Annotated in this window: 25 protein-coding genes and 1 pseudogene; 10 read left to right on the forward strand and 16 right to left on the reverse strand. The window is 67.2% G+C overall.

Annotation, left to right across the window (positions count from 1 at the left end):
* The first annotated feature begins 3 nt into the window (after window positions 1–3).
* Window positions 4–867: a MetQ/NlpA family ABC transporter substrate-binding protein gene (locus ACFXKA_RS35530; RefSeq protein WP_379430674.1), complete on the forward strand. Its 864-nt coding sequence runs from the start codon at window positions 4–6 to the stop codon at window positions 865–867.
* Between the two features lie 25 nt (window positions 868–892).
* Here the strand turns inward: ACFXKA_RS35530 and ACFXKA_RS35535 are convergent, their stop codons facing one another.
* The 6 genes from ACFXKA_RS35535 to ACFXKA_RS35560 form a co-directional block, all read right to left on the reverse strand.
* Window positions 893–1,858, reverse strand: coding sequence for a hypothetical protein (locus tag ACFXKA_RS35535; RefSeq protein WP_379430675.1), 966 nt, complete (start codon window positions 1,856–1,858; stop codon window positions 893–895).
* Window positions 1,859–1,900: 42 nt separating this feature from the next.
* Window positions 1,901–2,707 carry a DUF4239 domain-containing protein gene (locus ACFXKA_RS35540; RefSeq protein WP_379430676.1) on the reverse strand — a complete coding sequence of 269 codons (807 nt, stop codon included), beginning with the start codon at window positions 2,705–2,707 and terminating at the stop codon, window positions 1,901–1,903.
* Window positions 2,708–3,184: 477 nt separating this feature from the next.
* Window positions 3,185–3,931 carry an adenosylcobinamide-GDP ribazoletransferase gene (locus ACFXKA_RS35545; protein WP_379430677.1) on the reverse strand — a complete coding sequence of 249 codons (747 nt, stop codon included), beginning with the start codon at window positions 3,929–3,931 and terminating at the stop codon, window positions 3,185–3,187.
* 567 nt (window positions 3,932–4,498) lie between these two features.
* On the reverse strand, window positions 4,499–6,535 hold the full coding sequence (cobT, locus tag ACFXKA_RS35550) for a nicotinate-nucleotide--dimethylbenzimidazole phosphoribosyltransferase (RefSeq protein ID WP_379430678.1): 2,037 nt from the start codon (window positions 6,533–6,535) through the stop codon (window positions 4,499–4,501).
* 97 nt (window positions 6,536–6,632) lie between these two features.
* A complete protein-coding gene (locus tag ACFXKA_RS35555; RefSeq protein ID WP_379430679.1) occupies window positions 6,633–6,905 on the reverse strand; it encodes a hypothetical protein in 273 nt (90 codons plus the stop codon).
* 60 nt (window positions 6,906–6,965) lie between these two features.
* On the reverse strand, window positions 6,966–7,931 hold the full coding sequence (locus ACFXKA_RS35560) for a helix-turn-helix domain-containing protein (protein ID WP_379430680.1): 966 nt from the start codon (window positions 7,929–7,931) through the stop codon (window positions 6,966–6,968).
* 86 nt (window positions 7,932–8,017) lie between these two features.
* Here ACFXKA_RS35560 and ACFXKA_RS35565 point away from each other — a divergent pair, with 86 nt between their 5' ends.
* The gene (locus tag ACFXKA_RS35565) at window positions 8,018–8,140 is read left to right on the forward strand and encodes a hypothetical protein (RefSeq protein WP_354847777.1); all 123 of its coding nucleotides are present in this window, start codon (window positions 8,018–8,020) and stop codon (window positions 8,138–8,140) included.
* Window positions 8,137–8,361, forward strand: coding sequence for a hypothetical protein (locus tag ACFXKA_RS35570; RefSeq protein ID WP_379430681.1), 225 nt, complete (start codon window positions 8,137–8,139; stop codon window positions 8,359–8,361). The genes ACFXKA_RS35565 and ACFXKA_RS35570 overlap by 4 nt, the downstream gene beginning before the upstream one ends.
* 59 nt (window positions 8,362–8,420) lie before the next feature.
* On the opposite strand, the gene ACFXKA_RS35575 is transcribed toward ACFXKA_RS35570, so the two are convergent.
* Window positions 8,421–9,092, reverse strand: a complete 672-nt coding sequence (locus ACFXKA_RS35575; RefSeq protein WP_379430682.1) for a DUF3043 domain-containing protein — start codon at window positions 9,090–9,092, stop codon at window positions 8,421–8,423.
* Between the two features lie 194 nt (window positions 9,093–9,286).
* On the opposite strand from ACFXKA_RS35575, the gene ACFXKA_RS35580 reads away from it, so the two are divergent.
* Together ACFXKA_RS35580 and ACFXKA_RS35585 are read left to right on the forward strand one after the other, a co-directional pair.
* A complete protein-coding gene (locus ACFXKA_RS35580; protein ID WP_033089671.1) occupies window positions 9,287–9,637 on the forward strand; it encodes an iron-sulfur cluster assembly accessory protein in 351 nt (116 codons plus the stop codon).
* 204 nt (window positions 9,638–9,841) lie between these two features.
* The gene (locus ACFXKA_RS35585) at window positions 9,842–10,807 is read left to right on the forward strand and encodes a carbohydrate kinase family protein (RefSeq protein WP_379430683.1); all 966 of its coding nucleotides are present in this window, start codon (window positions 9,842–9,844) and stop codon (window positions 10,805–10,807) included.
* 138 nt (window positions 10,808–10,945) lie between these two features.
* Here ACFXKA_RS35585 and ACFXKA_RS35590 read toward each other — a convergent pair whose 3' ends face one another.
* Window positions 10,946–11,188 carry a hypothetical protein gene (locus ACFXKA_RS35590; protein WP_379430684.1) on the reverse strand — a complete coding sequence of 81 codons (243 nt, stop codon included), beginning with the start codon at window positions 11,186–11,188 and terminating at the stop codon, window positions 10,946–10,948.
* Window positions 11,189–11,526: 338 nt separating this feature from the next.
* On the opposite strand from ACFXKA_RS35590, the gene ACFXKA_RS35595 reads away from it, so the two are divergent.
* Window positions 11,527–12,240, forward strand: coding sequence for an MBL fold metallo-hydrolase (locus ACFXKA_RS35595; protein WP_354847762.1), 714 nt, complete (start codon window positions 11,527–11,529; stop codon window positions 12,238–12,240).
* Between the two features lie 253 nt (window positions 12,241–12,493).
* On the opposite strand, the gene ACFXKA_RS35600 is transcribed toward ACFXKA_RS35595, so the two are convergent.
* The gene (locus ACFXKA_RS35600; RefSeq protein WP_354847759.1) at window positions 12,494–13,597 is read right to left on the reverse strand and encodes a branched-chain amino acid aminotransferase; all 1,104 of its coding nucleotides are present in this window, start codon (window positions 13,595–13,597) and stop codon (window positions 12,494–12,496) included.
* Window positions 13,598–13,709: 112 nt separating this feature from the next.
* Here ACFXKA_RS35600 and ACFXKA_RS35605 point away from each other — a divergent pair, with 112 nt between their 5' ends.
* Window positions 13,710–14,543: a hypothetical protein gene (locus ACFXKA_RS35605; protein WP_379430685.1), complete on the forward strand. Its 834-nt coding sequence runs from the start codon at window positions 13,710–13,712 to the stop codon at window positions 14,541–14,543.
* A 333-nt stretch (window positions 14,544–14,876) separates the two neighbouring features.
* Here ACFXKA_RS35605 and gcvT read toward each other — a convergent pair whose 3' ends face one another.
* The 5 genes from gcvT to ACFXKA_RS35630 all read right to left on the reverse strand — a co-directional run bounded on the left by gcvT (window position 14,877) and on the right by ACFXKA_RS35630 (window position 20,531).
* Window positions 14,877–15,977, reverse strand: coding sequence for a glycine cleavage system aminomethyltransferase GcvT (gene gcvT, locus ACFXKA_RS35610; protein WP_379430686.1), 1,101 nt, complete (start codon window positions 15,975–15,977; stop codon window positions 14,877–14,879).
* 178 nt (window positions 15,978–16,155) lie between these two features.
* Window positions 16,156–17,172 carry an alpha/beta hydrolase gene (locus ACFXKA_RS35615; protein WP_379430687.1) on the reverse strand — a complete coding sequence of 339 codons (1,017 nt, stop codon included), beginning with the start codon at window positions 17,170–17,172 and terminating at the stop codon, window positions 16,156–16,158.
* Between the two features lie 77 nt (window positions 17,173–17,249).
* On the reverse strand, window positions 17,250–18,542 hold the full coding sequence (locus ACFXKA_RS35620) for an exonuclease domain-containing protein (RefSeq protein WP_379430688.1): 1,293 nt from the start codon (window positions 18,540–18,542) through the stop codon (window positions 17,250–17,252).
* A gap of 2 nt (window positions 18,543–18,544) precedes the next feature.
* Window positions 18,545–19,219 (reverse strand): hypothetical protein, encoded by a 675-nt coding sequence (locus ACFXKA_RS35625; RefSeq protein WP_379430689.1) that lies wholly within the window; start codon window positions 19,217–19,219, stop codon window positions 18,545–18,547.
* Between the two features lie 319 nt (window positions 19,220–19,538).
* A complete protein-coding gene (locus ACFXKA_RS35630; protein ID WP_379430690.1) occupies window positions 19,539–20,531 on the reverse strand; it encodes an alpha/beta hydrolase family esterase in 993 nt (330 codons plus the stop codon).
* 121 nt (window positions 20,532–20,652) lie between these two features.
* Here ACFXKA_RS35630 and ACFXKA_RS35635 point away from each other — a divergent pair.
* Window positions 20,653–21,195: pseudogene (locus ACFXKA_RS35635) on the forward strand (IS1380 family transposase); the annotation flags it as partial.
* A 126-nt stretch (window positions 21,196–21,321) separates the two neighbouring features.
* Here the strand turns inward: ACFXKA_RS35635 and ACFXKA_RS35640 are convergent.
* Window positions 21,322–21,945: an antibiotic biosynthesis monooxygenase gene (locus ACFXKA_RS35640; RefSeq protein ID WP_354847741.1), complete on the reverse strand. Its 624-nt coding sequence runs from the start codon at window positions 21,943–21,945 to the stop codon at window positions 21,322–21,324.
* 179 nt (window positions 21,946–22,124) lie between these two features.
* Here ACFXKA_RS35640 and ACFXKA_RS35645 point away from each other — a divergent pair, with 179 nt between their 5' ends.
* The gene (locus ACFXKA_RS35645) at window positions 22,125–23,963 is read left to right on the forward strand and encodes an AMP-dependent synthetase/ligase (protein WP_379430691.1); all 1,839 of its coding nucleotides are present in this window, start codon (window positions 22,125–22,127) and stop codon (window positions 23,961–23,963) included.
* A gap of 49 nt (window positions 23,964–24,012) precedes the next feature.
* Here ACFXKA_RS35645 and ACFXKA_RS35650 read toward each other — a convergent pair whose 3' ends face one another.
* Window positions 24,013–25,146 (reverse strand): CapA family protein, encoded by a 1,134-nt coding sequence (locus tag ACFXKA_RS35650; RefSeq protein WP_379430692.1) that lies wholly within the window; start codon window positions 25,144–25,146, stop codon window positions 24,013–24,015.
* Between the two features lie 471 nt (window positions 25,147–25,617).
* Between ACFXKA_RS35650 and ACFXKA_RS35655 the strand changes: the two genes are divergently transcribed.
* A complete protein-coding gene (locus ACFXKA_RS35655; RefSeq protein ID WP_379430693.1) occupies window positions 25,618–26,220 on the forward strand; it encodes a YbhB/YbcL family Raf kinase inhibitor-like protein in 603 nt (200 codons plus the stop codon).
* Window positions 26,221–26,266: the final 46 nt, after the last annotated feature.

A 26,266-nucleotide genomic window follows, 5' to 3' on the forward strand; every position in this document is an offset into this window, starting at 1 on the left:
GAAATGCGAAGATTCCGCCGTTTCCTGGTGATTCCGGTCCTGTTCGCGCTGGCCCTGACGGCCGCCTGTGGCACGGAACACCACGGCGACGTGGTCCGGATCGGCGTGAACGATCTCTCACAGCCGCACTGGGACGTGTTCAAGAGGAAGGCCGCCGCGGCGGGCATCACGGTCGAGTTCACCAATTTCACCGACTACAACCAGCCGAATCCGGCGCTGTCCCAGGGCCGCATCGACCTCAACAAGTTCCAGCACATCCGGTATCTGGCCAACTACAACGCCCGCAACAACGACACGCTCGTACCGATCGGGGCCACGGAGGTCTATCCGCTGGGCCTGTATTCGAAGAAGCACAGGTCCGTGTCGGAGATCCCCCAGGGCGGGGAGATCACCCTGAGCAACAATCCCGCCAATCAAGTGCGGCCGCTGCTCAACCTGGCCGCCGCCGGGCTGATCGTGCTGAAGAACGGCGGCTCGTGGGATTCGAAGCTCGAGGACGTCGACAAGTCCGCCTCCAAGGTGCGGCTCACCACCATCGACCCGACGCTGACCGCCGCGTCACTGGACAGCGTGGATGCCGCCTATGTCGACGACACCTGGGCGCGGCAGGCGGGGCTGACCAATGATCAGATCATCTACACCGATGACCCGAACCGTCCGGACCTGAAGCAGTACATCAATATCTTCGCCGCACGGGCCGCCGACAAGGACAACCCGAAGTATGTGCAGCTGACGCAGATCTACCACGACCCGGAGGTGGAGGCGGCGATCAAGGCCGAGGCCGGATTCCAGGGCATTTTCAAGACCAACACCGCGGCCGATCTCCAGGCCACCGCCACTGATCTGGAAACCAAGTTCCGGCAATGACTTTCGGCCAGTCGACGGGTGCCCGCTAGTCGACCGCTCCGCGGTGGGCGCGGGCGAGGCGGGCACGGGCCCCGGCGATGATGGTGATGATCATGACCGTCATGACCTGGAGAGCGGTCAGGGGCATCCGTTGCTCGGGTGGAATGGGGGCGGCGTATTCGACGGGCGGCGGTGGGGGCGGCAGCGGCGGAACCGGCACCGGGGCAGGTGGAATCGCCGCAGGCGCCGGTACAGGTATCGGTGCGGCCGCGGGCACAATGGCAGGCGCGGGCGGGATCTGCAGCGGGATACCGGGTCCCGGCGCCATGGGCGCCGGCAGCATGAGCATGCAGGTCAGCAGCGCGCTTCCGGTGGCGGCGCTGCCCACCGCCACGCTGCCCGCTCCGGCCGAGCCGGGCCCGACCAGCCCGCTGGACCCGGGCACGAAGCCGGGGCCGATCAACCCCGAGCCCATGCTGCTGCCGGTCAGAATGCCCAAACCCAGTGCCGCACTGCCCAGCACAGCGCTGCCCGCACAGGCGGTGAGCATGCTGCCCGAGTTCAGGCCGAGCAGGCCGCCGAGAGTGTTCGTGACGGCGGCCGGGCTCTCCGTGGCCGGTCCGGGTATTGTGAGATCCGCTGTGCGCGGCGCGGTTCCGTCCGCTGGTTCGGCGCTGCCGGACGCGCCGGTACCGAGCGGGACTCCGGCCACCGGACTCTGCGCCAGTCCCGCCGAGCTGCCGGTGGTGGCCCCGCCCTTGCCCGCGCCGCCCTGGCTACCGGTGTAGCTGCTGCCCGTGCCGAGCCCGAGCGCGCTCCCGGTGGACGCGTCGATCGGTGCGGCCCCGGTATCCGGAGCCGCGCTGCCGGTGATGATCTCACCGATCAGCGGCAGCTCCGGGAGTCCGGGATCGGCGGCCGCGACCTTCGGATGAATGGCGAGCAGTGCGGCGGTCAGTGGCACCGCTGTCGCCGCCGCGAATCCTCGTGCTGTTCTTCGAGTTCCGTTCACGCTGCCTCCGAAAGCCAAGTGCGGGTCGCCCGGTCGAGCAGATCAGCGCGGATTGCCGCCGCTCGCCGCCGGCGCGTCCGAGGCGATGTGCTGGAAGCGGGCCAGGGCCAGCTCGTAGGCGTCCTTGGAGACGTGGTTGCCGCCCGAGAACGGCTGGTCCAGCTGGTAGATGGCCACGATGACCGCACCGATCACCACACCGAAGAGTCCGGTCATGAGGATGCTGCGCTTGGTGACCACCACGCCGGAGAAGACCGTGCCGAACAGCAGCATGACGGTCGCGAACCACAGTGCCACATAAAGGAATCCAGGCAGTCGGTATGCCGCATCCAGCCCGCGGTCATAGCGAGCTTCGGCGATCGCGTCCACCGCGGTGAGCGCCTTGTCCTGGGTCGACTTGGCATCGGCGTCGGTGACGGGCGCGGAGGCCACCGCCTGGCGCAGATCGTCCAGCGTCGCCTGCGCGACCGGACTCAGCCGCCGCTGCTCGTCCATCACCTTCCACTCGTCGCCCATTACCTGCTTGGTGTAGCCGGTCACCAGCGACTGGATCTGCTTACGATCCTGCGCCGGCATGTCATTGGCGGTCTCGTACACGCTGACCAGCGCCTTGCCCTCGCTCACCGTGTGCTCATGGGAGGTGTCGTACTGCTCCCAGAGGATCACCACCACGAACGCCACAATGGCCGCGAAGAACATATTGACCATGTCCAGCATCATGTGCCCCGCCCCCGCATCGTCGCTGTGCCGCCACGACTTCGGCCGCACCCGATCCCCGACGACGAAGACCCCCACCGCCACCACCGCGAACAACACCAGCACACCCAGCTGCGTAAGGATTCCGAGCATTGCACGACTCCATTCCCACCCATGGCAGTTGCGATCATGAGGTATTCGCGGCCACCGGTCGGTCGGATCGCGAAGCGCAAACGAACCGTCACCCGGTCTCGACGAATGCGGCAAATCCACTGCGCGCCTCGACATTTCCCACACTCGGGCGTGTCGCACTACTCCTCGGCCGGACCATTGCCCGCTCCCCGTGCGCGCCTTCCGGATCGACCGCGCGGGTACACTGCCACGCGCACCACCGGATGCTGGCGGCCGATATTCCCGACCAAGGCACACCTCTATCCCACTCCCCGCGAGCCTGCGCCGGAGGCCGAATTCGGGGCCGATAGCTTCGGCCCATACCTACGCGCCGACCACCAGGGCATCCAGCGGTGCCACGGGGCGACCTGCGCGCCTTCCCTCTCCCACGTCCTCCGGTCCCAGGCCAACGGGCCAGAATGATGCAATTGGCCGCGGCGAGGAAACCTGTCGTCGTGCCTAGCAGGCGAACGACAGCCCTGCGGCAGCGACCGTGACGCTCACTTCCAGTGCAGCACCGAGCACGTCACCGTTCAGGCCACCGAACCGGCGCACACAGTGCCCCACCAGCACCATCGCCCCCGCCAGCGCCACCACCACGGCCAGTGGCCCCTGCCACGGATTCCCGGTGGCGAACACCGCTGCGAGACACGCGATCCCACCCCAGACCCAACCCAGAACGGGATGCTGCGTCCCCGCCACCAGCGCCCCGAATCCTGCACCCGGTGCCGCCTCGATCCCCCTCCGGCAGGCCAGCACAACCGCGACCCGCCCGACAGCGACCGCGATCACCACCGAGAGCCACCGCCCACCCCCGGCCAGCGCCCCCAGTGAAACCGCTTGAATCCCAATGACGAACACCAGCGCCGCCACCCCGAACGGCCCCGCCCCACCACTCTTCATAATCTCGCGGGCCCGCTCCGGCGACCCATAACTCCCGAGCCCATCCATGGTGTCGGCCAGCCCGTCGATATGCATCCCCCGCGTGATCAACGCCAGCCCGGCCACCGCCACAAACCCGGCCAGCAGCCACCCGGCCCCCAATTCACCCAGCCCCCACAGCAATCCGGCACCCAGTCCCCCGACCAGCACCCCGACCAGCGGCGCCCACGCAATCGCCCGCCCCGCCACGCCCCGATCCACCTCGTCCGGCCCCCGCACCGGCAACACGGTCAACCACGACACCGCCAGCCGAACCGCGTTCACGCGATCACCTTGAACCGTTCCCACACCGCCCATTTCGCAGCTCCCGCCACCCCGGTACCACCCACCGAGTCCCGGGTGCACAACTTTGGCTCCTTCTGCACCCCGACAGATCCCGCGCACGGTTCCAGCCGCCCTGGCCCATCCACAAACGAGCCCGACTCGGTCTCGGCGGCGCTCGGCCTCTGGGCTCGGGGGTACCTCCAGGGCGGCGAGATCATCGCGGGCCACGATCTCGCCCACACCCGCCTGCCCGCCGCCAAAACCGACGCCGACCTGGCCCGTGGCCCCGGCAATGTCGGCAGCGCCCTCGGAATTCGCCTGGACCCGACACACCGGCTCAGTCGATCCGGCGCACCCGCAGAACGGGCACACCAGCTGAGTCGATCCGGCGCACCGATAGAGCCGACGCGCAAGCTCAGTCGTTCGGGCACATCGGCGGTGCTGCCGCGGGGGCGCTGGTCGCGGGCGGCGGCATTCGGCCGGGACGTTACGACCGCATGGCGTCGTACCGGGTTGCGCGGCACCGCGTCTCGCGAGGCGGGACTCGGTGCCGCGAGCGGTGGGGTGCTAGGCACCGGCGGCTTCGGCGCCTGTGTCGGCGGTGCTGACTCCGGCGGAGTCGAAGGTCGCCATTTCGCCGAGGGTGGCGACGGCGGCGCGGAGGAGCGGGAGGGCCGCGACCGCGCCGGAGCCTTCGCCCAGGCGCATGCTCATGTCGACCAGCGGCTCGAGGTCGAGGCGCTGGAGGGCGATGGTGTGGGAGGGCTCGCTGGAGCGGTGACCCGCCACCCACCAGGCGCGCGCGCCCGGGGCCAGTTGGTCGGCGATCACGGCGGCGGCGGTGACCACGACGCCGTCCAGGATGACCGGGGTGCGGCGGGCCGCGGCGCGGGCGAGGAAGCCGGCCATGGCGGCGAAGTCCGCGCCGGATGCGGTGCGCAGCAGGGCAACCGGGTCCTTGACGACCGGGCGGGCCCGCCACATGGCGTCGCGGATGGCGGCGGTCTTGCGGATCCATCCGGCATCGTCGACGCCGGTGCCGCGGCCGACGGCGATCACCGGCTCGGTGTCGGTGACGGCCGCGATCAGCACGGTGGCGGGCGTGGTGTTGCCGATGCCCATGTCACCGGCGATGAGAAGGTCGGCGCCGGAATCGATTTCCTCGTCGGCGATGGTCGCGCCCGCTGTCAGCGCCGCCTGCACCTCGGCCTCGGTCAGCGCGTCCTCACGATCGATGGAGCCGCTGGACCGCCGCACCTTGTGCCGCGAGATCTCCGGCGCGGTATCGGAATCCACCGCGATGTCCTCGACCCGGACGGTGGCGTCGGCCAGGCGCGCCAGCACATTCACCGCGGCCCCGCCGTTCAGGAAGTTGGCGACCATCTGCCCGGTCACTTCGCTCGGGTAGGCCGACACCCCGTGCTGCGCCACCCCGTGGTCGCCCGCGAAGACGACCACCCGAGCCCGCTCGAACTGCTTGGGCGGGCACACCCCCTGGCATGCCGCGACCCAGTTGGCGAGCTTCTCCAGCCGCCCCAGCGCCCCGGCGGGTTTGGTCAGCTGCAACTGCCGCTCCTCCGCGGCCTTCCGCACCCCGGCGTCGGGACCCTGCACCGGCCCGAACGAAATCCGCACGGGCTTGGTCAGAACCGGGGCATCTGAGACGTCCCCGGCCGCACTCGCGCGGTCCGCACCGGCGGTCGCGGTATCTGCTCCGACCGCCGTCGCATTGTCCTGCTCGGTCGAAGTGCCGACTGCCGCCGCGGCACCCGGTGCGGCCGCGGTCGTCGCCCCGGCGGCCGTCGTTCCCAGTTCCGCGCCGCGCGGCCCGCTTCCAGCCGTAGCCGCCGCGTCGCCCGCACCAACCCCCGCATCGCTCGCCAGAGCCGCCGGGGCCGCGGCGGGCACTGCACCGCTGCCGACCGATCCAGCCTGCGCGGTAGCGGCCGAAACCGGCTGCACCGCAGCCCCATCCGCGTCGGCACCGTAACCCTGGGCCGAAGTCGCCACTGCGGCGGCAGAATTCGCTGCGGCCGTATCCGCGAGCGCGGCCGCGATGTCCGGCTTGATCCGCATCGCCTGCCCGGCCACCACCAGGAAGACCTCGTCGCAAACCTCCGCGAGCCGCTGGTTCAGCGTGCCGATCTCATCGCGGAACAGACGACCGGAGGCGGTCGCCGGGATGACGCCGAGCCCCACCTCGGGGCTGACGAGGATCAGCCGCTGCCCGTATCCGGCCACCGCGCTGACGAGCGCATCGATATCCGGCGCGACAATGCCGCGCGGCGACTCCCAGGCGGCGCGCGCATCGAGCCGCGCGGTCAGCCAGGTGCCCAGGTCGTCGACCAGCGTGACGGGGGTGGCCTCGGCCAGTGCGGCGACGGCGTCGCCCTCCACGATCGTCCAGTTCGCGGGCCGCCGAGCCCGGTGCGCCGCAATACGTTCGGCGAAGTCGGCGTCGGCCGGATCGGCCACCGCGGTGGCTACGTACCGCACCGCCTCCGACGCGACCAACTGTTCCGCGTAAGCCGACTTCCCGGACCGGGCGCCACCGAGCACCAGGGTCCGCAACGGCCGATCGGTTGTCTGAGCAGTGTGCGACACGTCAGCACGGTATCAACTGTGCCTGTGCTCCGGCCGAGTAGGCACGACCATCACACGCCCGCGGACCGCGGTCTCACCGCCCGCGTCCGGGTGCGGCTCAGGAGCTCTGCGCGTTGTGCACGCACATGACCTTCAGGTCCTTGGCGGTATACGACCAGTCCGTGCCCTGCGGGCAGTCCGATCGATGGTTCACACCCGCGATGATCTTGCCGTCGTGCCGCCCCGAGCAGGGCGCCGGCTTCACATGCGAATCGGGCGAAGTCCCCACCACACAGTCCCCCGCGGCATTCCGCGGATCCTTGCACCCGGCGGCCCCACCGGCCACCAGCACCGCCAAGGGCGCGGCCGCGATCATCACTCCCCAACGCACGGTGGCGCACCGTAGCCGTAGGCACCGCTTCGGACAGCGCCTGTTTCAGGCACCGCCCATTCAAGACACGCGAGCGCCGAACCGCCGCCGGTACTCGACGGGCGCGATCCCCACCACCCGCTGGAAGTGATGCCGCAGCAGCGCACCGGACCCGAATCCGCAACGGTGAGCGAGGGATTCGAGATCCAGGTCGGTGTCCTCCAGCAACTGCTTGGCCAGCAGCACCCGCTGCCCGGTCAGCCATTTCACCGGCGTCGTGCCGGTCTCGGCGGCGAAGCGGCGCGCGAACGTGCGCGTCGACATGGCGCTACGCGCGGCCAGCGCTTCGACCGTGTGCGGCAGTTCCAGATGCTCACCCATCCAGTGCAGGGTCTCGCTGAGGCTGTCGGAATCGCAGTCCACCACCGGCCGCTCGATGAACTGCCGCTGTCCGCCATCGCGTTGCGGCGGCACCACCATGCGGCGGGCGATGGCGTTGGCGACGCTGCTGCCCAGTTCGCGCCGCACCAGATGCAGGCAGGCGTCGATGCCGGCCGCGGTGCCCGCGCTGGTGATGAGATTGCCCTCGTCCACGTACAGGACATCGGGATCGATGGTGGCCTGTGGAAACTGTTCCGCCAGCAGATCGACATACCGCCAGTGCGTGGTGCACTTGCGCCCGTCGAGCAGTCCGGCCGCGCCCGCGAGGAAGGCCCCCGAGCACACCGTGAGCACCGTGGCCCCGGCCTGCGCGGCGTCCCGCACGGCATCCACCACACGCCGATCGAAGGGATTGTCCGCGAAGATCGGAAAGGCCGGAATGGCAACCAGATCCGCGTCGCACAACTCCTCGAGCCCGTACTCCGGGGTCACGTGAATGCCCGGTGAGCTGGACTTCAGCGGTTTCCCCGGCTCCGCGCCACAGACCCGATAGTCGAAGGCGGGCAGTCCGTCCGCGGTCCGGTCGAGGCCGAAAACCTCACAGACGACGCCGAATTCGAACATGGCGAGGTTGTCGTTGAGTACGACGGCGACCTTCGAGAGCATGGTCCGATCCCCTCTGGCCGGATATTTGCGAACAATGTCAGAACAGCCACTGTTGGCAGGAACTTCCCTAGAGAAAACTTACTGCCATGCAAGCACTGTCCGCAATCGTCGCAGCCGGAACCGCCATGGCAGCGCTGGGCACCCTGACCTTCGGCTTCATGTCCGGAGACACCACCGAACCCCTCGATGAGAGCGAGATCCGCGCATGACCACCATCACCTCCGGCCAGTTCCGCACCGCGACCGGCACCCCCGAGGCAGTCACCCGGTTCCGCCGCATCGTCGCACTGCTGGCCGCGGCCGGCCGGGCTGTCCCCTTCCACCGCGAAAACGCCTGGGACATGGCCGGTTCCAGCCATGTCGTCGACCGCGACCGTGACCGGATGGCGCTCGAGATCCGCGCCCTGTCGACCTACCGCGAACACAACTGACGGGCGGTGAGACACCGCCCGTCAGGGAATCCGTCCAGCGCTGTCAGCGCCGACGGCAATCAGACCGCGTCGCCCGGGCTCACCTGCGGCTTCGGCGCGCGCATGCGGCGCACCTGCGAGGCGCGCACGAAGGCGTACCAGCCCAGCGAGAACGAGGAATCGGCAGTGTCCGGGTAGCGCTCCCGAACCCGCTTGTTCACGATCCGGCCGAGGACGACGCCCTCGATGATCATGAACAGCATCATCACCAGCATGGCCAGCGTGACGATCGCCTGCAGCGCCGGCGACAGGATCATGCTGAGGATCAGCACCAGCGCCAGCGGCATGAACAGGCCGAGCAGATTGCGGCGCGCGTCCACGATGTCGCGGACGTACTTCTTGACCGGGCCCTTGTCGCGCGGGAGCAGGAACTGCTCCTCACCGGCGAGCATGCGCGAGCGCCGATCGTTCATATCGGCCTTGCGCTCGGCCGAGGACGCCTTGCGCTCCTCCTTGGTTCCGCGCAGCGCCTTGCGGCGGGCGCGGGCCTCCTTGGCGGTCTTGGGCGCGGGCGCCACGGGACCGCGGCGGCGGCCCTCGGCTTCCCGCCGCGACGGGGTCGGCCGCCCTTTACCCAGGGTGACGGTCTTGTCCTCCACCGCGGCGACGGCATCGGTGCTGGAGCTGTCGGAGGTGGGGGTGGACTCGCCACGGCGCAGGAACTTCACGCCGACCAGGCTATTCGATGGCATGTCTGCCGGAAAATCCTGGTCTGCCGGATTGTTGTGTCGCACACCTCACCAGCTATCTGTCAGCGACTGCACAACCTGGGCCGTCCGGGGAATACGCGCCGCGTAGGATGGGGAATAGTCGCCTGCCAGCAGGTGTTGGTAGCCATCGAGCCGTGCGCCTTCACGGGTTGAAAACAGGTCCCTTAGGAGAGTTCATGACTGTGCAGAACGAGACCACCACTCACGGTGTGACTCTGACCGACGCCGCCGCCTCGAAGGCGAAGGCGCTGCTGGATCAGGAAGGCCGCGACGATCTCGCCCTTCGCATCGCCGTCCAGCCCGGTGGTTGTGCGGGCCTCCGCTACCAGCTCTTCTTCGACGACCGCAGCCTCGACGGCGACCTGGTCGTGGAGTTCGGCGGCGTCAAGCTCGCGGTCGACCGCATGAGCGCCCCCTACGTGCAGGGCGCCTCGATCGACTTCGTCGACACCATCGAGAAGCAGGGTTTCACCATCGACAACCCGAACGCCACCGGCTCCTGCGCCTGCGGCGACAGCTTCAACTGACATAGCGTCCGCCAGCGCGGAACGTCCGACACCGGATGTTCCGCGCTGTTGTGTGCGCTGACTCATACGAGATCTGGAATACCCTGTCCCGGACAGAGTAGTTTCGAACTGCGGCCCTGTCGGCCGCGTCATCCACCGCCGGCCCCCGCGTCTGTCATCTCCGTATCCCGGTGCGCAGCCGCACGTCACCGAAGGATCTACCCCGTGACCATCGCCGTGTCAGCTTCCATCGCGACCGATCACCTCATGCGTTTCCCGGGCAAGTTCTCCGATGTGCTGCTGGCCGACCAGCTGCAGCATGTGTCGCTCAGCTTCCTCGTCGATGATCTGGTCATCCGCAGGGGCGGCGTGGCCGGCAACATCAGCTACGCCATGGGCGTGCTGGGCCGCACCCCGCTGCTGGTCGGCGCCGTCGGCCAGGACTGGGGCGAGTACCGGAAGTGGTTGGAGGACAACGGCGTCGACTGTTCGGCCGTGCGCGTCTCCACCGAGGCCCACACCGCGCGCTTCGTTTGCACCACCGACGAGACCATGGCCCAGATCGCCTCCTTCTACCCGGGCGCCATGACCGAGTCCCGCGAGATCGACATCACCCAGCTGGGCCGCGACCTGGATCTGGTGCTCATCGGCGCCGACGACCCGGAAGCGATGCTGCGCCACACCGATCAGTGCCGCACCGCCGGAATCCGCTTCGCCGCCGACCCTTCCCAGCAGCTGGCGCTGGTGGACGGCGAGACCATCCTGCGTCTCATCGACGGCGCGGACTACCTGTTCACCAATGAGTACGAATGGGGCATCATGCTCCAGAAGACCGGCCTGAGCGAGGCGGAAATCGGTGAGCGCGTGGGCATTCGCGTCACCACACTGGGCTCGAAGGGCGCCAAGGTCGTCGACCGCGACAGCACCGAACTGCACGTCGACGTGGTCCCCGACATCGCCAAGGTCGACCCGACCGGCGTCGGCGACGGCTTCCGCGCGGGCTTCCTCACCGGCCAGTCCGCGGGCCTGTCCCTGGAGCGCTCGGCCCAGCTCGGCTCGCTGGTGGCGGTCCTGGTCCTGGAAACCGTTGGCCCCCAGGACTGGAGGCTCGACCACGACGCCGCCATGAAGCGCCTGCGCGAGGCCTACGGCCCCGAAGCCGTGGACGAGATCGAAGCCATCCTGCGCTGACCAGCCACGACAATTACCGTATCTGCACGCCGACCATGTAATCGGCGTGCAGATACTTGTCGCGGCAAGAATGTCCGCCCTCTTCACCGAACCTCGGAAGGCGAAGGTCGGCACCGAAGTCTCGAGTGCGACCGGACCTCAGACCCCGAACACCTCGCTGGCAGAGCGTGCTGTCGCCGCCCTGACGAGCCATACGTCGAGCTGCTCGATATCAGTGCACGCCCCGACGCGAGCGACGGTCGACTCATCCACGGTGATCCCCCTGCTCCGCAAGACTGCCAGCAGCGCCTTGGCCTCCCCTTTGGCCTGGCCCTCAGCTTCGCCCCGACTGAAGTAACGCCGAGCGAACTCGCTCTTGTACTTGTATGTTCCGGCGGTCATAAGGCTCTCCAAGAAGCAGCCAATTGCGGTGTGGTGCCGGTGGCCAGCACGATCCATCGGCGCGGTACTCGGTGGGGTCGATATCGGGGCAGTCACCGGATTCCAGTCGCGCATGGTCGAATTCGGGTAGGGGGATATCGGTCACCAGTGGCAGTAGTTCGGCGACGAGTTGCGGGCGGTGCCGGAACAGGTCGATGACGACTTCATGCGGGACCGAGGGCATGGCGGCAGATCAGCAACACCGACCGACAACAAATCCCCTGGTCAAACGGCAATTTCGGACATATTGCCCGGATCCGGATGCTTGGTTCTGACGGGCGGGCAATACGCTGTCAGGCATGGCCTCCGACCGTTTGTACTTTCGCCAGTTGCTCTCCGGGCGCGACTGGGCCGTGGGCGATCCGATCGCCACGCAGATGCGCAACTTCGCCTACCTGATCGGGGATCGGGACAGCGGTGAATGCGTGGTCGTCGACCCCGCGTACGAGGCGGGGCAGCTGGCCGACATCGCCGAGGCCGACGGCATGCGGCTGACCGGAGTGCTGGCCACCCACCACCACCCCGACCACGTCGGCGGCACCATGATGGGCTTCACCCTGCGCGGGGTGAAGGAGTTGCTGGAGAAGACCGATGTGGCGGTCCACGTCAATGCCGAGGAACTGCCCTGGGTCGCCAATGTCACCGGCATCGCGCCCAGCGAGCTGACCGGTCACGCGCACGGCGACAAGGTCGCGGTCGGCGACTTCGAGATCGAACTCCTGCACACCCCCGGCCACACGCCGGGCAGCCAGTGCTTCCTGTTCGAAGACCGGCTGATCGCGGGCGACACCCTGTTCGTCGACGGCTGCGGCCGCACCGACTTCCCCGGCGGCGACTCCGACGCCATGTTCCGCAGCCTGCGCTACCTGGCCGATCTGAAGTCGAACCCGACGGTCTACCCGGGCCACTGGTACTCGGACGAGCCCAGCGCGTCGCTCACCCACATCAAGGAACACAACTACGTCATGCGCCCCCAGACCCTGGAGCAGTGGCACATGTTCATGCCCAGCTGACCCTGTGCCGCAAGCGGTGTATCGGCCCAGATGCCCTGTGCTGATGTGTCGCTTGGCAGGTCGGCGGAAGCGAGCGCCTTGAAACCGCGAGGCCTTGCACACGCGGCCATCGGGAACGCCCGCCACAACCATTGCGCCCCGCTGCTCGTCCCCGCGACACCAGGTTCAGCGGTAGGTGCTGCTCCCGCACCATGAAATGTCCACGCCCGCCCCAAATGCTCTCGGGGCGGGCGCTTTTCGTTCGGCGGGCCGGTCAGGCCATGGTGCGCAGCCAGCCGTGGCTGTCGGCGAAGGTGCCGCGCTGGATGCCGGTGAGGCTCTCGCGCAGCGCCATGGTCACCTCGCCGGGTTCGCCGTTGTTGCCGATGGTGAATTCACCGTCGGCGGAGCGGACCGAGCCGACCGGGATGACCACGGCTGCGGTGCCGCAACCGAAAACCTCGGTGATCTCACCGGATTCGACGCCGCTCTTCCATTCCTCGACGGAGATCTTCCGCTCCTCGACCTTGTAGCCGGAGTCGGCGGCCAGGGTGATGAGCGAGTCCCGGGTGATGCCGGGCAGCAGGGAGCCGGACAGCTCCGGGGTCACCAGGCGGGCGTCGGAGCCGCTGCCGAAGACGAAGAAGAGGTTGTTGGTGCCCATCTCCTCCACGTAGCTGTGCTCGCAGGCGTCCAGCCACACCACCTGGTCGCAGCCCTTCTCGGCGGCCTGCTGCTGGGCCAGCAGCGAGGCGGCGTAGTTGCCCGCCACCTTGGCCTCACCGGTGCCGCCGGGAGCCGCGCGCACATATTCGGTGGACAGCCACACCTTGACCGGCTTCAGGCCGCGCGGGAAGTACGCGCCGGCGGGACCGCCGAGCAGCAGGTACTTGTAGGAGGAGGCGGGCTTCACGCCCAGCCCGACCTCGGTGGAGAACATGAACGGCCGCAGGTACAGCGACTCCTCGCCGCCGGCGGCGGGCACCCAGTCCGCGTCCACCTCCAGCAGCTGGCGGATCGATTCGATGAACAGCTCTTCGGGCAGCTGCGCCATCGCCATGCGCGCGGCGGAGCGGCGGAAACGCGCGGCATTGGCATCCACCCGGAAGGTGGCGATGCTGCCGTCCGCCTGACGGTAGGCCTTCAGACCCTCGAAGATGGCCTGGCCGTAGTGGAAAACCATGGTGGCCGGGTCCATGGCCAGCGACCCGTAGGGCTCGACGCGGCCGTTGGTCCACTGCCCGTCCACGTAATCCATCGACACCATGTGATCGGTGAAGTAGCGCCCGAACCCCGGCTCCGCGAGAATCTCCTGCCGCCGCTCCGCCGGTAGTGGCGCGGGATGCGGTACACGGGTGAACTGTGCGGCAAGAGTCATGACCGGGAGTCTAATTCGCCGCCCTCGACCGGATGGTCCGGGCTACCCCTGTCGACCGGCCGGACGGTTCGGTGACCGGCCGTCGTCCCTGCCCCTGGATAGGGTGGGCGACGTGTATCCGGAGCATCCGCTGTCGAAGCCGCCCAGTTCGCACCGGCCCCTGATGATCGCGCTGATCGCAGTGAGCGTGCTGGGCCTGGTCGCCATCCTCGTCGTAGCAGCGCTGACGCCCGCACACACCGTGACCGGAACCGCGCTGCCCGCAGACCAATACGGGCCGCAGGACACCGCGACCCGCGCCAAACCGCTACCCACCACGACGGCGAGCGCACCGAGGTCCACCATCGCGCCACTCACGCCAGGATGGCAGACGTCCTACTCCATCTCACGCAATGCCGTGTACGACGTGCCGCAGGACTGGACGGTCCCGACACCAACCACCATCGTCGGCTTCGAGGGCGGCGGGCGCGTGGTGATGAGCGGTGCCGCGGAACTCTCCCCGAAGGCGTGCGACGGCCACCACTCGAAAGCCATCGCGGGCGTGACGGGCTCGAAACTGGGCGACGTGTCCGCCGCGGCCAAGGACGTGGCCTGCAGCTGGGCCACCGTGGCCGGAGCCAATGACGACCGCCCCAACTCCACCTACACCCTGAGCAACGTCGAAACCCTCACGGTGCAGGGCAAACCCGCCGCCCACGTGACAGCGACCCTCGCCAACCCGGGCCCGAACGACTGCTCGCACCCGGCCACCTCGATCGTCCACGCCGTCGCAGTGCCCGGGAACAACGGCCAGTCCGTGGTCATGGTCCTTTACGCCGACCAGGGCACGGACGGCACGGCCACCGACGACACCATCCGAACGATGTTCACCTCCCTCCGTCCCGCCGGACTCGACGCCGCAGCCTGCAAGCAGGACAACGACATTGTCGGCACCTGGTGCGGCTGAGACCCAGAGCAGCATGAGCCCTGGTGCAGCAGCCGGGACTTCGATGCAGTCGCCACGCTGGGGGCGGGCCGTGGGCTCTGAAAGGGTGAGGCCTCGTGCGGCCGGGGAATTGATGTGGCCGAGGCCGAATACGGCTGGGGATCTGGGTTCAGCTGAGGCGATGACACGGCCGGACGCTTGTCTGGCGACCAGGCTGATCGCGGCGAAGTGATCCAGGAAAAGCCTGGGAACCGCCGCCCACGACCGACCGGCCCCACCAGTCGTCCACAACGCGCGCGATGGCGTCGTAGTCGCCAGAGGCGGCTGGTCGGATCCGCGGCTCAGGAAACCTGATCAGGCAGTGCGGGTTTCGACGAACGGGGGGCGGATGACCTCGCAGCGCAGACGGCGGCCGCGGACGTCGACCTCGACCTCGTCGCCGGGCTCGAGGCCCGCGGCGGTGTCGAGGAGGGCGAGCGCGATGCCGACCTTGAGGGAGGGCGAGAAGGTGCCGGAGGTGGTTTCGCCGACCTGGGCGTCACCACGCATCACGGTCTGGCCCTGCCGGAGCACGCCCCGGTCGATCGCCTTGAGCCCCATCAGGATTCGACGGGGACCGGCCGCCTTTTCCGCCTCCAGCGCCGACTTGCCCCAGAACTCGGGCTTCCTCCAGCCGACGGCCCAGCCGGTGCGGGCCTGCAGCGGCGAAATGTCCAGGGACAGTTCGTGTCCGTGCAGCGGGTAGCCCATCTCGGTGCGCAGGGTGTCGCGTGCGCCGAGTCCGGCGGCCTGGCCGCCGGCGGCCTGCACCTCGCTCATCAGCGCGCGGAAGACGGCCTCGGCGTCCGCCCAGCGGGGCAGCAGCTCGTAGCCGTGCTCACCGGTGTAGCCGGTGCGGCACACCCGGATCGGGCGACCGTCCCACTCGGCGTCGGCGTAGGCCATGTACTCCATGTCGGTCGGCAGGCCGAGCTTGGCGAGGACTTCCGCCGACCGCGGGCCCTGCACGGCGAAGACCGCGTACCCGCGATGCTCGTCGGTGACTGTGATGCCCTCCGGCGCGACCTTCTGCAGCTCCGCCACCACGGTCGCGGTATTCGCCGCATTGGGTACCAGGAAGATCTCGTCATCGCTCACGTAGTAGGCGATGAGGTCGTCGATGACCCCGCCCTCCGGCGTGCAGCACAGCGTGTACTGCGCCTTTCCCGGGCGAATCCGATTCAGGTCATTGGTGAGTGCCGAGTTCACGAAGGCCGCGGCACCCGCACCCTTGACCGTCGCCTTGCCGAGATGGCTGACGTCGAAAAGCCCGACAGCGGTACGGACCGCCGTGTGCTCCCCCACGGTCCCCGCGTACGAAACGGGCATCTCCCACCCCCCGAACGGAGCGAAGGTAGCGCCCAGCTCGACATGGACGGCGTGGATGGGTCCCTGCAGCAGCTTCTCGTCGGTCACCCGGAGCAGCTTATCGGCCCGCCCGCACCCGAGTGACAGCGGAACCGAACGGGTGGCCATCCGGCGTGGTGCCTCGATTCGCCGGCCGAAGCTGCGAGTCACACGCCGAGCCTGCGAGCCACACGCCGAGCCTCCGAGCCACACGCCGAGCCTCCGAGTCACACGCCGAGCCTCCGAGTCACACGCCGAGGCTGCGGGCGATTCCGGGCCAGGCGTTGTGAAAGTCGGCCTGCCATGAGGTCCAGTTGTGGCCGCCGCCGGGAAGGTAGTCGAACGTGGCCGGGAGGTTCAGGTCCTCGATGCTGGATTGCAGCGCGCGGGTGCAGGTTTCAACGGTGGATTCCAGTGCCGTGCTGGACGCGCCGACTTGGCCACCGCCCGCCGCGGCCGGGTTCGCGCCGGTTCCAGCCGCCAAATAGAGGTTGGTACCACGGAGTTTCTCGAGGTTGGCGGGGGTGGACGGGTCATTCGCGGTCCAGGCCGGGGAGCCATCGACACCCCAGATGTTCCACGGGTTGCCGCCGCCGGAGAGAACCGTGGCCTGCAGGTAGCGGCGGCCGGGGTCGGTGCTGGTCTGGGCGCAGCCGCTGAACGACCCGACGCTCTGGTAGAGGCCGGGGGCGGATTCGGCGAGGGCGAGGGCCGAGGTGGCCGACATCGACACTCCCGCAAGGGCATTGCGGCCGGACGAGCCGAGGGCCGAGTCCATGACGGGCGGGAGTTCCTGGGTGAGGAAAGTGGTCCACTTGTTGCGGCCGAGCATGGGGTCGTCGGACTGCCAGTCGGTGTAATAGGTGTAGCGGCCGTCCAGGACGTTCACCACGTTGACGTTCTGGTCGGCCAGGAAATCGACGACATCGGTGCGGGTTTCCCAGGAGACCTCGTTGCCACTCCCATCGATGCCATCCTCTGCGCCATTGAGCAGATACACCGTCGGACGCGGCGTGGAATTGTCGGCGGCACGAATGACCGAGAGTTCGATGACACGGTTCATCGCAGCCGAATACACGAATACGGCGGATTTGCGATCATCCCGCTGCACCAGATGGTCGATATGCGAGCCGTCGGCCGCGAATGCCGCGCCGGAATCCAGCGGTTCCACAGCGGACGCAATCCCCGGCACCACAGCAAAGCCCGCCGCCACCAGGGCGATTCCCACCGCCACCCACCGACGCCGACCACCTGCACTCGTCATTTCCGCCTCTAACTCATCCGACCGACTCCCCTCACCCTCTCTACCGAGCCCGTCAAAACCACGCAACAACGCACTTCTCACACCCCCCGACCTCCGGACAACCCGGCCCCAGCCCCCACACACGCCACGAACGCGGCCTCATCCATGACCTCGATCCGCTGCCCCCTCGTCCGCAACTCGGCGACCCGACGCGCCTTCGTCGTAGTGAACGCATCGGGATCGACACCACGAAAGCCGTCACCGATAACCAGCAAGGTCGTACGCCGAGTGATGTTCCGCGCGGGAGTCGCACCACATGCGGCAATGGCATCCCACGCTTCCTGCCGAGTCATGGCCACGAGATCACCCGTAAAAACAACGATTTCGCCACGCAGCGGGTGTGAAGAGTCGGAGCCGATGACAGTCGGCAGCACCAATTCCTCACGGCCGAACCAGGATCGGCGTGAACGGGGTACCGCCGAGAACGCAGTCGACTCTGTTCGCCCCGCAGGCACCGGGGTCTGCGACATCCGTCCTGAGGGCCCCAGCACCTCGAGCGTTCGTCCCGCGGACCCTGGCGTCTCCATAGTCGGTCCCGCAGCCTCTGGCGCCTCAACGGCTCGTCCCACAGCCCTAGGTGCCGCCACGTCTCGCCGCGTAGGACCCGACATCGCCTCCGTCCGGCCCGCTGTCATCGGCGGCTCCACTGGCCAGCCTGCGGAGACCGACATCTCCATGGTCCGGCCCGCGGACACCGACGTCTGCCTCGCGTGTTTCCCAGGCACCGGTATCAGCCTGTCAGCCGCGGACTTTCGCGATGCGCGATCGGCCCGCAGGGGTCGGTCAACCACTATGCGCTGGAGCGCTGCGAGGGAATCGACGCCGGCTCTGGCCGCCAGGGCGATCACGATGTCGGCCGCGGCGGCGGCATCGGCGGCCGCGTCGTGGTGGTTGGTGAAGTCGATGCCCAGAGCGGCCGCGACGTGGGGCAGGCGGTAGCTGTCGAGACTCAGGTGGCGGCGGGCCAGGGCGAGGCTGCAGCTGTAGGACCAGGCCGGTATCCGAATTCCACTGCGGCCGCATGCTTCCCGTATCGCACTGCTGTCGAATCCGACATTGTGGGCGATGACGGGCAACTCACCGACCAGGCTCTCCACCTCTGGCCAGCGCTGCGCGAACTCCGGCTTGTCGGCGACCATGGCTGCTGAGATCCCGTGCACGCGTATGTTGTGCCAGCTGAAGAAGTCCAGCCCCGCGGGCGGGCGGCACAGCCACGACGCGGTCTCTCCGCGCCGCCCGTCCCGCACGACGGTGACGCCGACCGCACAGATACTGCCTCGCGCGGAATTAGCGGTCTCGACATCGATGGCGGCGAACGACAGTCCCGCCATACTCACCGCACCGCGAGCGGCAACGGCCGTGCGGCCGCCCCACCGAGGTCCTCCAGAAAAGGCCGGGCGAGCCGTAGCGACTCGAACGCCGCCCACGCATCCGCCAGATCCGCCAGCCCCCGCGCCAGCGTGAGCACCGGCCGAATGTGATCGTCTGCCACATCCACCTGAAACTGGGGCAGCGCAACCTCATCCGGCGCCACGATCACCGGCCACTGCGGCCTGGTGAGCTTCCCACCGCTCGCATCCTGATGCTCGGCGAACCGCTGGTCGGCCGATTCGATTGCGGCACGGACGGTTTCGACGGTCGCATCGACATCGATAATCTCGGCCGCCTCGACAATCCGACCGTCCGCGACCGCCGCAGCGGCCCCAACGCCCACCAACTGGTTACTCTCGCCTACTGCCCCGGCCTGCTGAGCGCAGTTACCCACCGTGCCAGCTGTCTGGGCGTCGTTGCCCGCAGCTCCAGGAGCAGGAGCGTCATTGCCTGCCTCAACGATCGGGTATCCGACCGTGAGGCTTTCGATCTCCGCCTTGCGCGATCGATCCAGCACCCAAGCGCCCGATAGCCGCGACTCCCCCAGCGCCGCACCCACATTCACATGCCAGATGACCAGCCGCTCCCCGGCCGCACCGAGCACCGCAAGGGTATGAAGGTCGAACGAGGCAGCCATAACGCTCCACGGTCGTGACGGACAGATACCGCGTTACGTTAGAGCATCCCCCCGACAAACATCCTCGAACCCCACGCGAATCATCAACGGAGCCAAACAGTTCCGACCGACCTGGTTTCCGCCACGCGCTCGACCCGCGGTGCCGAAGCCCACAGCTCGACCAGCGCCAAGCCCTCGTCGACCCTGGCCACCTCTGGCTGCGCCACCTGATCTTGCAAAAGATCCTGCCCCGCACCAAGAAAATGTCCCGAGCCCAATGCTGGACGGCATGTGACACATGTCTAGAGACCGCGGCGGCGCAATAGCTACATTTCAGTGGTCATGGGAGAGTGCGGGAATCGAGGAAGTTCCAGAGCTGATCGCGTAGATCCTGGCCGATGGCGCCGGTGGGCCACTGGTGTGTCGTGTTGTATTCGACTCGCCACGCGACGTTCGTTCCGGCGGCGCAGGGCTGATAGTTCGTATGGGTGCCGTAACGGTCGGAGGTGGGGTCTGCTGTCGCTGGGCAGCGGTTACGGCGGGTCCAGTCACGGACGTTCGCGAGGCCGACCACGAGGTTGGAGATGGGGTCGAACGCCCCTTGGAATATTCCGACCGCAATAGGGCGGCTCGGTGTGCACGGGGTGCCGACGGCACTGGGTTCGAGGGGGTTGGGGTCCGTCGGGTCGGTGCCCTCCCATGAGGTGACGGCGGCGAACAGGTCCGCGGCGTCGCACGCCATCCGCTGAGACATGATCGCTCCATCGGACCAGCCGTCAGCGTAGACGCGGTGGGTATCGACACACCAGGTCGATTCGATGTCGGTGACAACTTGCTTTAGGAAGGTGACGTCGACAGACCCCTGCTCGAAGTGCCAGGTTTTGTCGAACTCGGTGCCTTGCGGGTAGGCGACGATGAAATTGTGAGCCGCTGCGTAGGAACTCCATCCGGTTTCGCGTTCGATGCCTGCCGAGGTGTCGCCGGTGCCGTGCAGGCTGATCAGCAACCCAACCGCCGACCCCGTCAATCCCTGTGGCACGTTGAGCGTGTAACTGCGAGTGCCGATCATTCGCGGGACAGTCCCGCCGGTCGGTGTCAGCGTGCAGCCCGCCGCCGAAGCCACCCCAGCGATCGGCCCGATCGGCACAAGGACGGCAACAATCAACCCAACGACTGTCAGGAAAGTGCTCAAAACACTGCCGACGCGTAGGGAACTCATCGCCGAACTCCTCCTCGTCAGGGCTGGCCGCCCAGCGTTGATCCAATAGGCAATCGCGCGGATGGTGATGGTGACGAAAACATGGGTACGGACGCGAGCATCCCCGCCGATCACACGTCGTAGTGGTCGGCGATGAGCATCATGCTCTGGGGTTTCCGTCGAGCTGGGATGATCGCTGTGTTCAGGCAGTAATCGGGGCAGGTCTAGAAGGCCACTGCGGGGGCAAGTTTCGCATATGTTCGCCCCGGAGTCAGCGGTGCTCGATGATCTAGAAACTCGTGTCGCGGGCCGGTCCGGTGCCAGTGATGCGGCTGTCCGAACAGCCCGGACCAGGTGGGTTGCAGAGGAAGCTGGCGACACTGATCGCCCGGATGTGTGTGCGCACGGAAAGCACCGATGATGTCGACGTGTTGCGCAGCGGCGGCATGGTCTGGGCGTTCGACCAGGTGTATACGCCGCCGACGATCGGAATCTTGTTGTGGGAGTTCAGTTTCGGGCATGACCGTAGAATCGACTGGAATCAGTCTTGCGTGCGCACTCGCCCCGGTCGTGTGAGCGGGCCGATCTGTTGCCGGGTGCCGGTGTGCGCGTTCGTCGATATCGACTCGCTGTTGCGGCCGGGGCATGTGCGTGCCAAGAAGGGCACGCTCCTACGGGTTCACCAAGATTGCGGGCAAACAGGTCCTGCGCAAAGAGCTTTCGCCACTGGCGACCGCGCTCAGCCACCGGCCTCGCCGCGCCGGCGATCGTGGGAATGCGGCTGCGCGCCAGGAAAACTGCCCCAACCGGCCGACCGAGCACGGCCGCGCGCTGCGGCCGTGCTGCGGTGACCACCTGCTCGGGGACGGACCGGACGTGTCGAACCTCCGGTCTCGGCCTGCCGTTTCGCCGACCCCGCTCGAGGTCAAACCAATTCGGGGACGCGCAAATGCGCCAATGCCAACTCGAATTCGCGGACGTCGACGGCCTCGACGCGTGCCTGCCGGGCGGCGTCCACGCGCAACGCGGCCGACGCGATCCGGTTGCGTTCCATCGCCTCGGCATTCTCGTAGACACTGGACGAGACGGCACGACCGGACGACCTGTTCACCATCAGGCTCGCGCTGCAGAATCCCTCGAGCTGCTGCTCCATACCGGGCAAGGTGTGGGCACGGTAGACCTCGATGGCGTTATCGATCCGGCTGGGATCGGTCTTCACCCAGGTGACACGCGCACACGCACCCTGCGGCGTCTGATGCGCGCGATGCATGGCCACGATCTCCCATTCCTCGACCATCGGGCTGCCGCCGAATATCTCTGCCGCACGATTGCGCATCGGGACCGCCTGCTCGGCGGTCGCTCTCATCGCTTCCTCGGATTCCCATGAGGTCGTCAGGATGCACCTGCCGGTGTGCCGATCGACGAGCAACGAAAGTCCGATACAACCGGGAATGCCCTCCAGCCCCGGCATAACCTCGTCCCGCACATGTGCGATCCCGGATTCGAGAGCGGAAAGTTGCGCCTGAAGCGTGGTAGACCGTGCGAACACGATCCACCTCCTTTCTGCACAGAGGCAGCGCCCGGTGGCGCCACCGGTGCCTCTCACAGTGCCCCCTCCCGATCACCAGGGCAATAGCGACCGCCCGCCCGCATTGCGCAGTCCCCACTACACGCCTTTTCTCGTCCGAGCGCCTCATCGATCGGCCGGGGAATCCCTAGAATCGAGTGATGACGTTCCTCCGGCAATCCGAGGAACTTCCCGATCTCAGCAAGATCGAGGACCGGGCATCATCGGTTGCCCAGATGCTGGTCGACCGCATCACCGAGACGCCAGGGGCGGAGGCGTTCCGATTCCTTGATGGCGAGGGCTGGACCAGTGCTTCCTGGAAGCAGTTCGGCGACCGCGTCGACATACTCGCCGCCGGGCTGATTGCACTGGGAATCCAGGCCGAAGAACGGGTCGCGCTTGCGTCGTCCACGCGCTATGAGTGGGTGCTCGCCGACTTCGCCGTCATGTGCGCCGGCGCGGCCACTACCACCGTGTACCCCACCACCAACGCCCCCGGCGTCGCGTTCATCGTCGCCAACTCGGGCAGCCGGATCGTGGTCGCCGAGGATCAGGCACAGGTCGACAAACTGATCGAGCATCGCGCCGAGTTGCCCGACGTGCAGAAGGTGGTGATCTTCGATGGCGAAGGCGACGGCGACTGGGTGATCACGCTCGACAACCTCGAAGAGCTCGGATACAGACTGCTCGCCGAATCCCCCGACGCGGTCGCCGACCGCATCCGCGGCATCCGGCCCGAGCACCTGAGCAGCATCATGTACACCTCCGGTACGACCGGCACCCCGAAGGGTGTTCGGCTGCCGCATTCCGCATGGACGTACAGCGCCGCAGCAATCGACGCGCTGAATGCCCTCCGCCCCGACGACCTGAACTTTCTGTGGCTGCCGCTGTCCCACGCTTTCGGCAAGGTGATGCTGGCGCTGTCACCGCTGGTCGGCTTTCCCACGGTAATCGATGGCCGGGTCGACAAAATCGTGGACAACCTCGTGGTACTGCACCCCACCATCGTGGCGGCCGCCCCTCGCATCTTCGAAAAGGCGCATGCCCGTATCGAGGGCACGATGGCAGAAGAAGGCGGGATCAAGAAGAAGCTCTTCGACTGGGCAGTCGGGGTTGGCCTGAAGGTCTCGCATGCCAGGCAGGCAGGCAGGGATCCGTCGTTGCTGGTTTCCTTGCAGCACAAAGTCGCCGACAGGCTGGTGCTTTCCAAAGTCCGCGAACGCTTCGGTGGCCGGCTGAGGTTCTTCGTTTCGGCAGCGGCCCCCTTGGACCGCGATGTCGCGCAATGGTTCGACGCGATCGGCATCATCGTTCTCGAAGGCTACGGCCTGACCGAGACCGCCGCCGCCTCGTTCATCAACCGACCGGATGCATACCGCTTCGGAACCGTAGGCAAACCGTTCCCCGGCACCGAGGTCGAGATCGCCGAGGACGGCGAGATCCTGCTCAGAAGTCCCGGTGTGATGAGTGGCTATCACAACCGCCCGGACGCCACCGCCGAGGCTTTGGACGCGGATGGCTGGTTTCACACCGGCGACATCGGCGAGATCGACGCAGAAGGATTCCTGCACATTACCGACCGCAAGAAGGACTTGTTCAAGACCTCGCAGGGCAAGTACGTCGCGCCCTCCGCGATTGCCGCCACCTTCAAGGGAATGTGTCCGTACGCAGCGGAATTCATCGTCTACGGAGAGACACGACCCTATTGCGTCGCGTTGGTCGGCCTCGACACCCAGAGCATCACCGAATGGGCCGGCAAGCACGGTCTGGCAGACAAACCGCTCGCCGAAATCGCGCGGGACAAGAAGACCCACGACGTGATCGAGGCCTACGTCGCCCAACTCAACACCCAACTCAATCGCTGGGAACAGATCAAGAAGTTCGACATCATCGACCATGAATTGTCGGTCGAGACCGGTGATCTCACACCGAGTATGAAACTGCGCCGCAAGATAGTCATCGAGAACCTCGCCGACAGCATCGATGCCCTCTATGTCTGAAGTCGATCGATGACTTTCGCTTCGAGCTGGCCATTGGTGTGAGTTGGGCTCAGCCCCAGCGGATCTCGAGCAGGTCGTCGGCTCCGCGGTCGATATGGGTGTGGAACCGGCGGCTGATGTGAGTGAGCGTCTTCCCCAGCCAATCGGCATCGGCCCGGGGAGCATGTTCGAGCCGCATGCGGCGTACCCGCATGGGCAGCAACCGGATTCCGGCCGGCTGCCCGCCGGGCTCGACCGAAACCAGGTAGAGCAGCCGCAGTTCGGGACGGTAGGACTCATATCCGGGGATGCCTTCGTAGTCGTCGATGACATCACCGCAGCCATAGAAAATCGGTCTGCCCTGGTAGATCTCGATGGGACGAGGATGGTGCGATGAATGCCCGTGCACGATGTCGACGCCGGCGTCGATGAGCCGTTGCGCGAACTGGATTTCGCTCCGCCCGATCCCGTAGCCCCAGTTCGAGCCCCAATGCACGGACACGATCAGAGTATCGCCGGGACGCTTGTGCGCCAATGCTTCCGCCGCGACATGGTCGGCGACACCACGGCCCAACGGATCACCGGGCAGCCACACCCCCGGCCGATCGTGCTGCGCGGCCCACGCCAGCGGCACACCGCTGCTGGTGCTGGCGACCGAGACGATGACCACCCGCGGCCCGGTGCCCGGCTCCACCACCACCGGGCGGCAGGCCGCGTCGATGCTCGTTCCCGCCCCGGCTGTGCGGATGCTCGCCGCGTCGAGCGTATCGAGCGTGTCGCGCAGACCGCGGTCTCCGAAATCGAGGACGTGGTTGTTGGCCAACGCGCAGACGTCGGGCCGAAACGCTTTCAGCGTCGCGATATTGGCGGGGTTCATCCGATAATGGATGCCCTTGGCGGGCGCAAATCTGCCGTCGGCGGTGATCGACGTTTCCAGGTTTATCAGCCGGACCTCGGGCGCCAATTGGTCGAGCATCGGACCGACGTCGCCCCACAGCCAGTCGGAGTCGACCGGGTACGGTATCGGCCCGTTCGCCTTCTCGGCCAACTCGACGTAGCGGCGGGCGTCCTCGACCCACGGTTCGTACAACATCGGATCACCCGGATGCGGCTGGATCTGGTCGACGCCGCGACCGAGCATCACATCACCGCCCAACAGCACGGTGACCGGACTCTGTTGCGGTGGACTACTCGTCTGCGTCATCGCTTATCGATCGGTTCACCACCTCAGGCAGGGCACCGGGTTTCCCCGGCTTCAATGATTCACGGCCCCAACAGGATTCGCTCGAGCCGAAGGTCCCTCGACCCAGCGACCGAATGTCATCTGACCGTTCACGACCGACTCGAAAGCGGCTGGCCGCGGTGATTCTCTTCCGCTGAGTTGGCGGGCGTGTGCAGTCCGTAATGGCCATTGTACCGGTGGGAATACCGTTCCGATGACCTTCGCTTCTGGGCGGGGTCGGGGCAGAAGCGCAGAATCTATGTATCGCACGAATCGATTCGCCCAGGCAGAGGTTCGGACGACAGTGTGGTCGACCGACAAGATGAGATTCCCCCAATGGCGCGGGAACGCCGCAGAATGATCCCACCGACGAGCTGTTTTGATTGCGTCCTCATCGCCATCGCCACCTGAATAGCGGAGGCTTTGCTGGCCGCATGAGTGGAAGGCATCGTTATGAAGGTCCGAAGTGATTCATTCGACGCTAATGCGCGCATTCCGGCCGCGTTCGCCTACGGCGTGCCGGATGCCGTGCACCATGTCCGGGCGGGCGCCAATCGCAACCCGCATCTGGCGTGGGACGAGGTGCCGGCGGGAACACGATCGTTCGCGGTCGTGTGCTGCGACCCCGACGTACCCCGCACCGGCTCGGACGTGAACATCGAGGGGCGAACGGTGCCGGAGGAGTTGCCGCGCAACGACTTCTACCATTTGGTGCTGTTCGATATCCCAGCCGACGTGCGGCAGATCGCCGCAGGCAGCCTCCAGAGCACACCCGGCAAGCCGGGTCCGGCTACACCCCATAACGCGCGGTACGGCCTGAACGACTTCAGCAGTGCGAAAATGGATCATTACGGCTACGACGGCCCCTGCCCGCCCTGGAACGACCAGCGCATCCATCACTACGTATTCACCGTCAGCGCCCTGGATGTCGAACAGCTGCCGCTACAGCGGGCGGTGACCGGAGAACAGCTGCGCCAAGCGATGTCCGGCCACGTCCTGGGGCAAGCCGACCTCGTCGGCACCTACACGCTCAACTCCGCCCTGAGCTCGAACTGAGGCACCCGAACGCATGGCACGCCGGGGCGGCCGCTGGTTCCAAGGG

The sequence above is a fragment of the Nocardia sp. NPDC059228 genome (assembly GCF_042754245.1).
Taxonomy (GTDB): domain Bacteria; phylum Actinomycetota; class Actinomycetes; order Mycobacteriales; family Mycobacteriaceae; genus Nocardia.

Coding starts and splice junctions, on each gene's coding strand:
- ACFXKA_RS35565 (WP_354847777.1), top strand. CDS start 8,018: ATGCAAGCACTGTCCGCAATCGTCGCAGCCGGAACCGCCATGGCAGCG.
- ACFXKA_RS35580 (WP_033089671.1), top strand. CDS start 9,287: ATGACTGTGCAGAACGAGACCACCACTCACGGTGTGACTCTGACCGAC.
- ACFXKA_RS35655 (WP_379430693.1), top strand. CDS start 25,618: ATGAAGGTCCGAAGTGATTCATTCGACGCTAATGCGCGCATTCCGGCC.
- ACFXKA_RS35590 (WP_379430684.1), bottom strand. CDS start 11,188: ATGACCGCCGGAACATACAAGTACAAGAGCGAGTTCGCTCGGCGTTAC.
- ACFXKA_RS35645 (WP_379430691.1), top strand. CDS start 22,125: ATGACGTTCCTCCGGCAATCCGAGGAACTTCCCGATCTCAGCAAGATC.
- ACFXKA_RS35560 (WP_379430680.1), bottom strand. CDS start 7,931: ATGCTCTCGAAGGTCGCCGTCGTACTCAACGACAACCTCGCCATGTTC.
- ACFXKA_RS35595 (WP_354847762.1), top strand. CDS start 11,527: ATGGCCTCCGACCGTTTGTACTTTCGCCAGTTGCTCTCCGGGCGCGAC.
- ACFXKA_RS35570 (WP_379430681.1), top strand. CDS start 8,137: ATGACCACCATCACCTCCGGCCAGTTCCGCACCGCGACCGGCACCCCC.
- ACFXKA_RS35575 (WP_379430682.1), bottom strand. CDS start 9,092: ATGCCATCGAATAGCCTGGTCGGCGTGAAGTTCCTGCGCCGTGGCGAG.
- ACFXKA_RS35625 (WP_379430689.1), bottom strand. CDS start 19,219: ATGGCTGCCTCGTTCGACCTTCATACCCTTGCGGTGCTCGGTGCGGCC.
- ACFXKA_RS35650 (WP_379430692.1), bottom strand. CDS start 25,146: ATGACGCAGACGAGTAGTCCACCGCAACAGAGTCCGGTCACCGTGCTG.
- ACFXKA_RS35540 (WP_379430676.1), bottom strand. CDS start 2,707: ATGCTCGGAATCCTTACGCAGCTGGGTGTGCTGGTGTTGTTCGCGGTG.
- ACFXKA_RS35615 (WP_379430687.1), bottom strand. CDS start 17,172: ATGACGAGTGCAGGTGGTCGGCGTCGGTGGGTGGCGGTGGGAATCGCC.
- ACFXKA_RS35600 (WP_354847759.1), bottom strand. CDS start 13,597: ATGACTCTTGCCGCACAGTTCACCCGTGTACCGCATCCCGCGCCACTA.
- ACFXKA_RS35530 (WP_379430674.1), top strand. CDS start 4: ATGCGAAGATTCCGCCGTTTCCTGGTGATTCCGGTCCTGTTCGCGCTG.
- ACFXKA_RS35620 (WP_379430688.1), bottom strand. CDS start 18,542: ATGGCGGGACTGTCGTTCGCCGCCATCGATGTCGAGACCGCTAATTCC.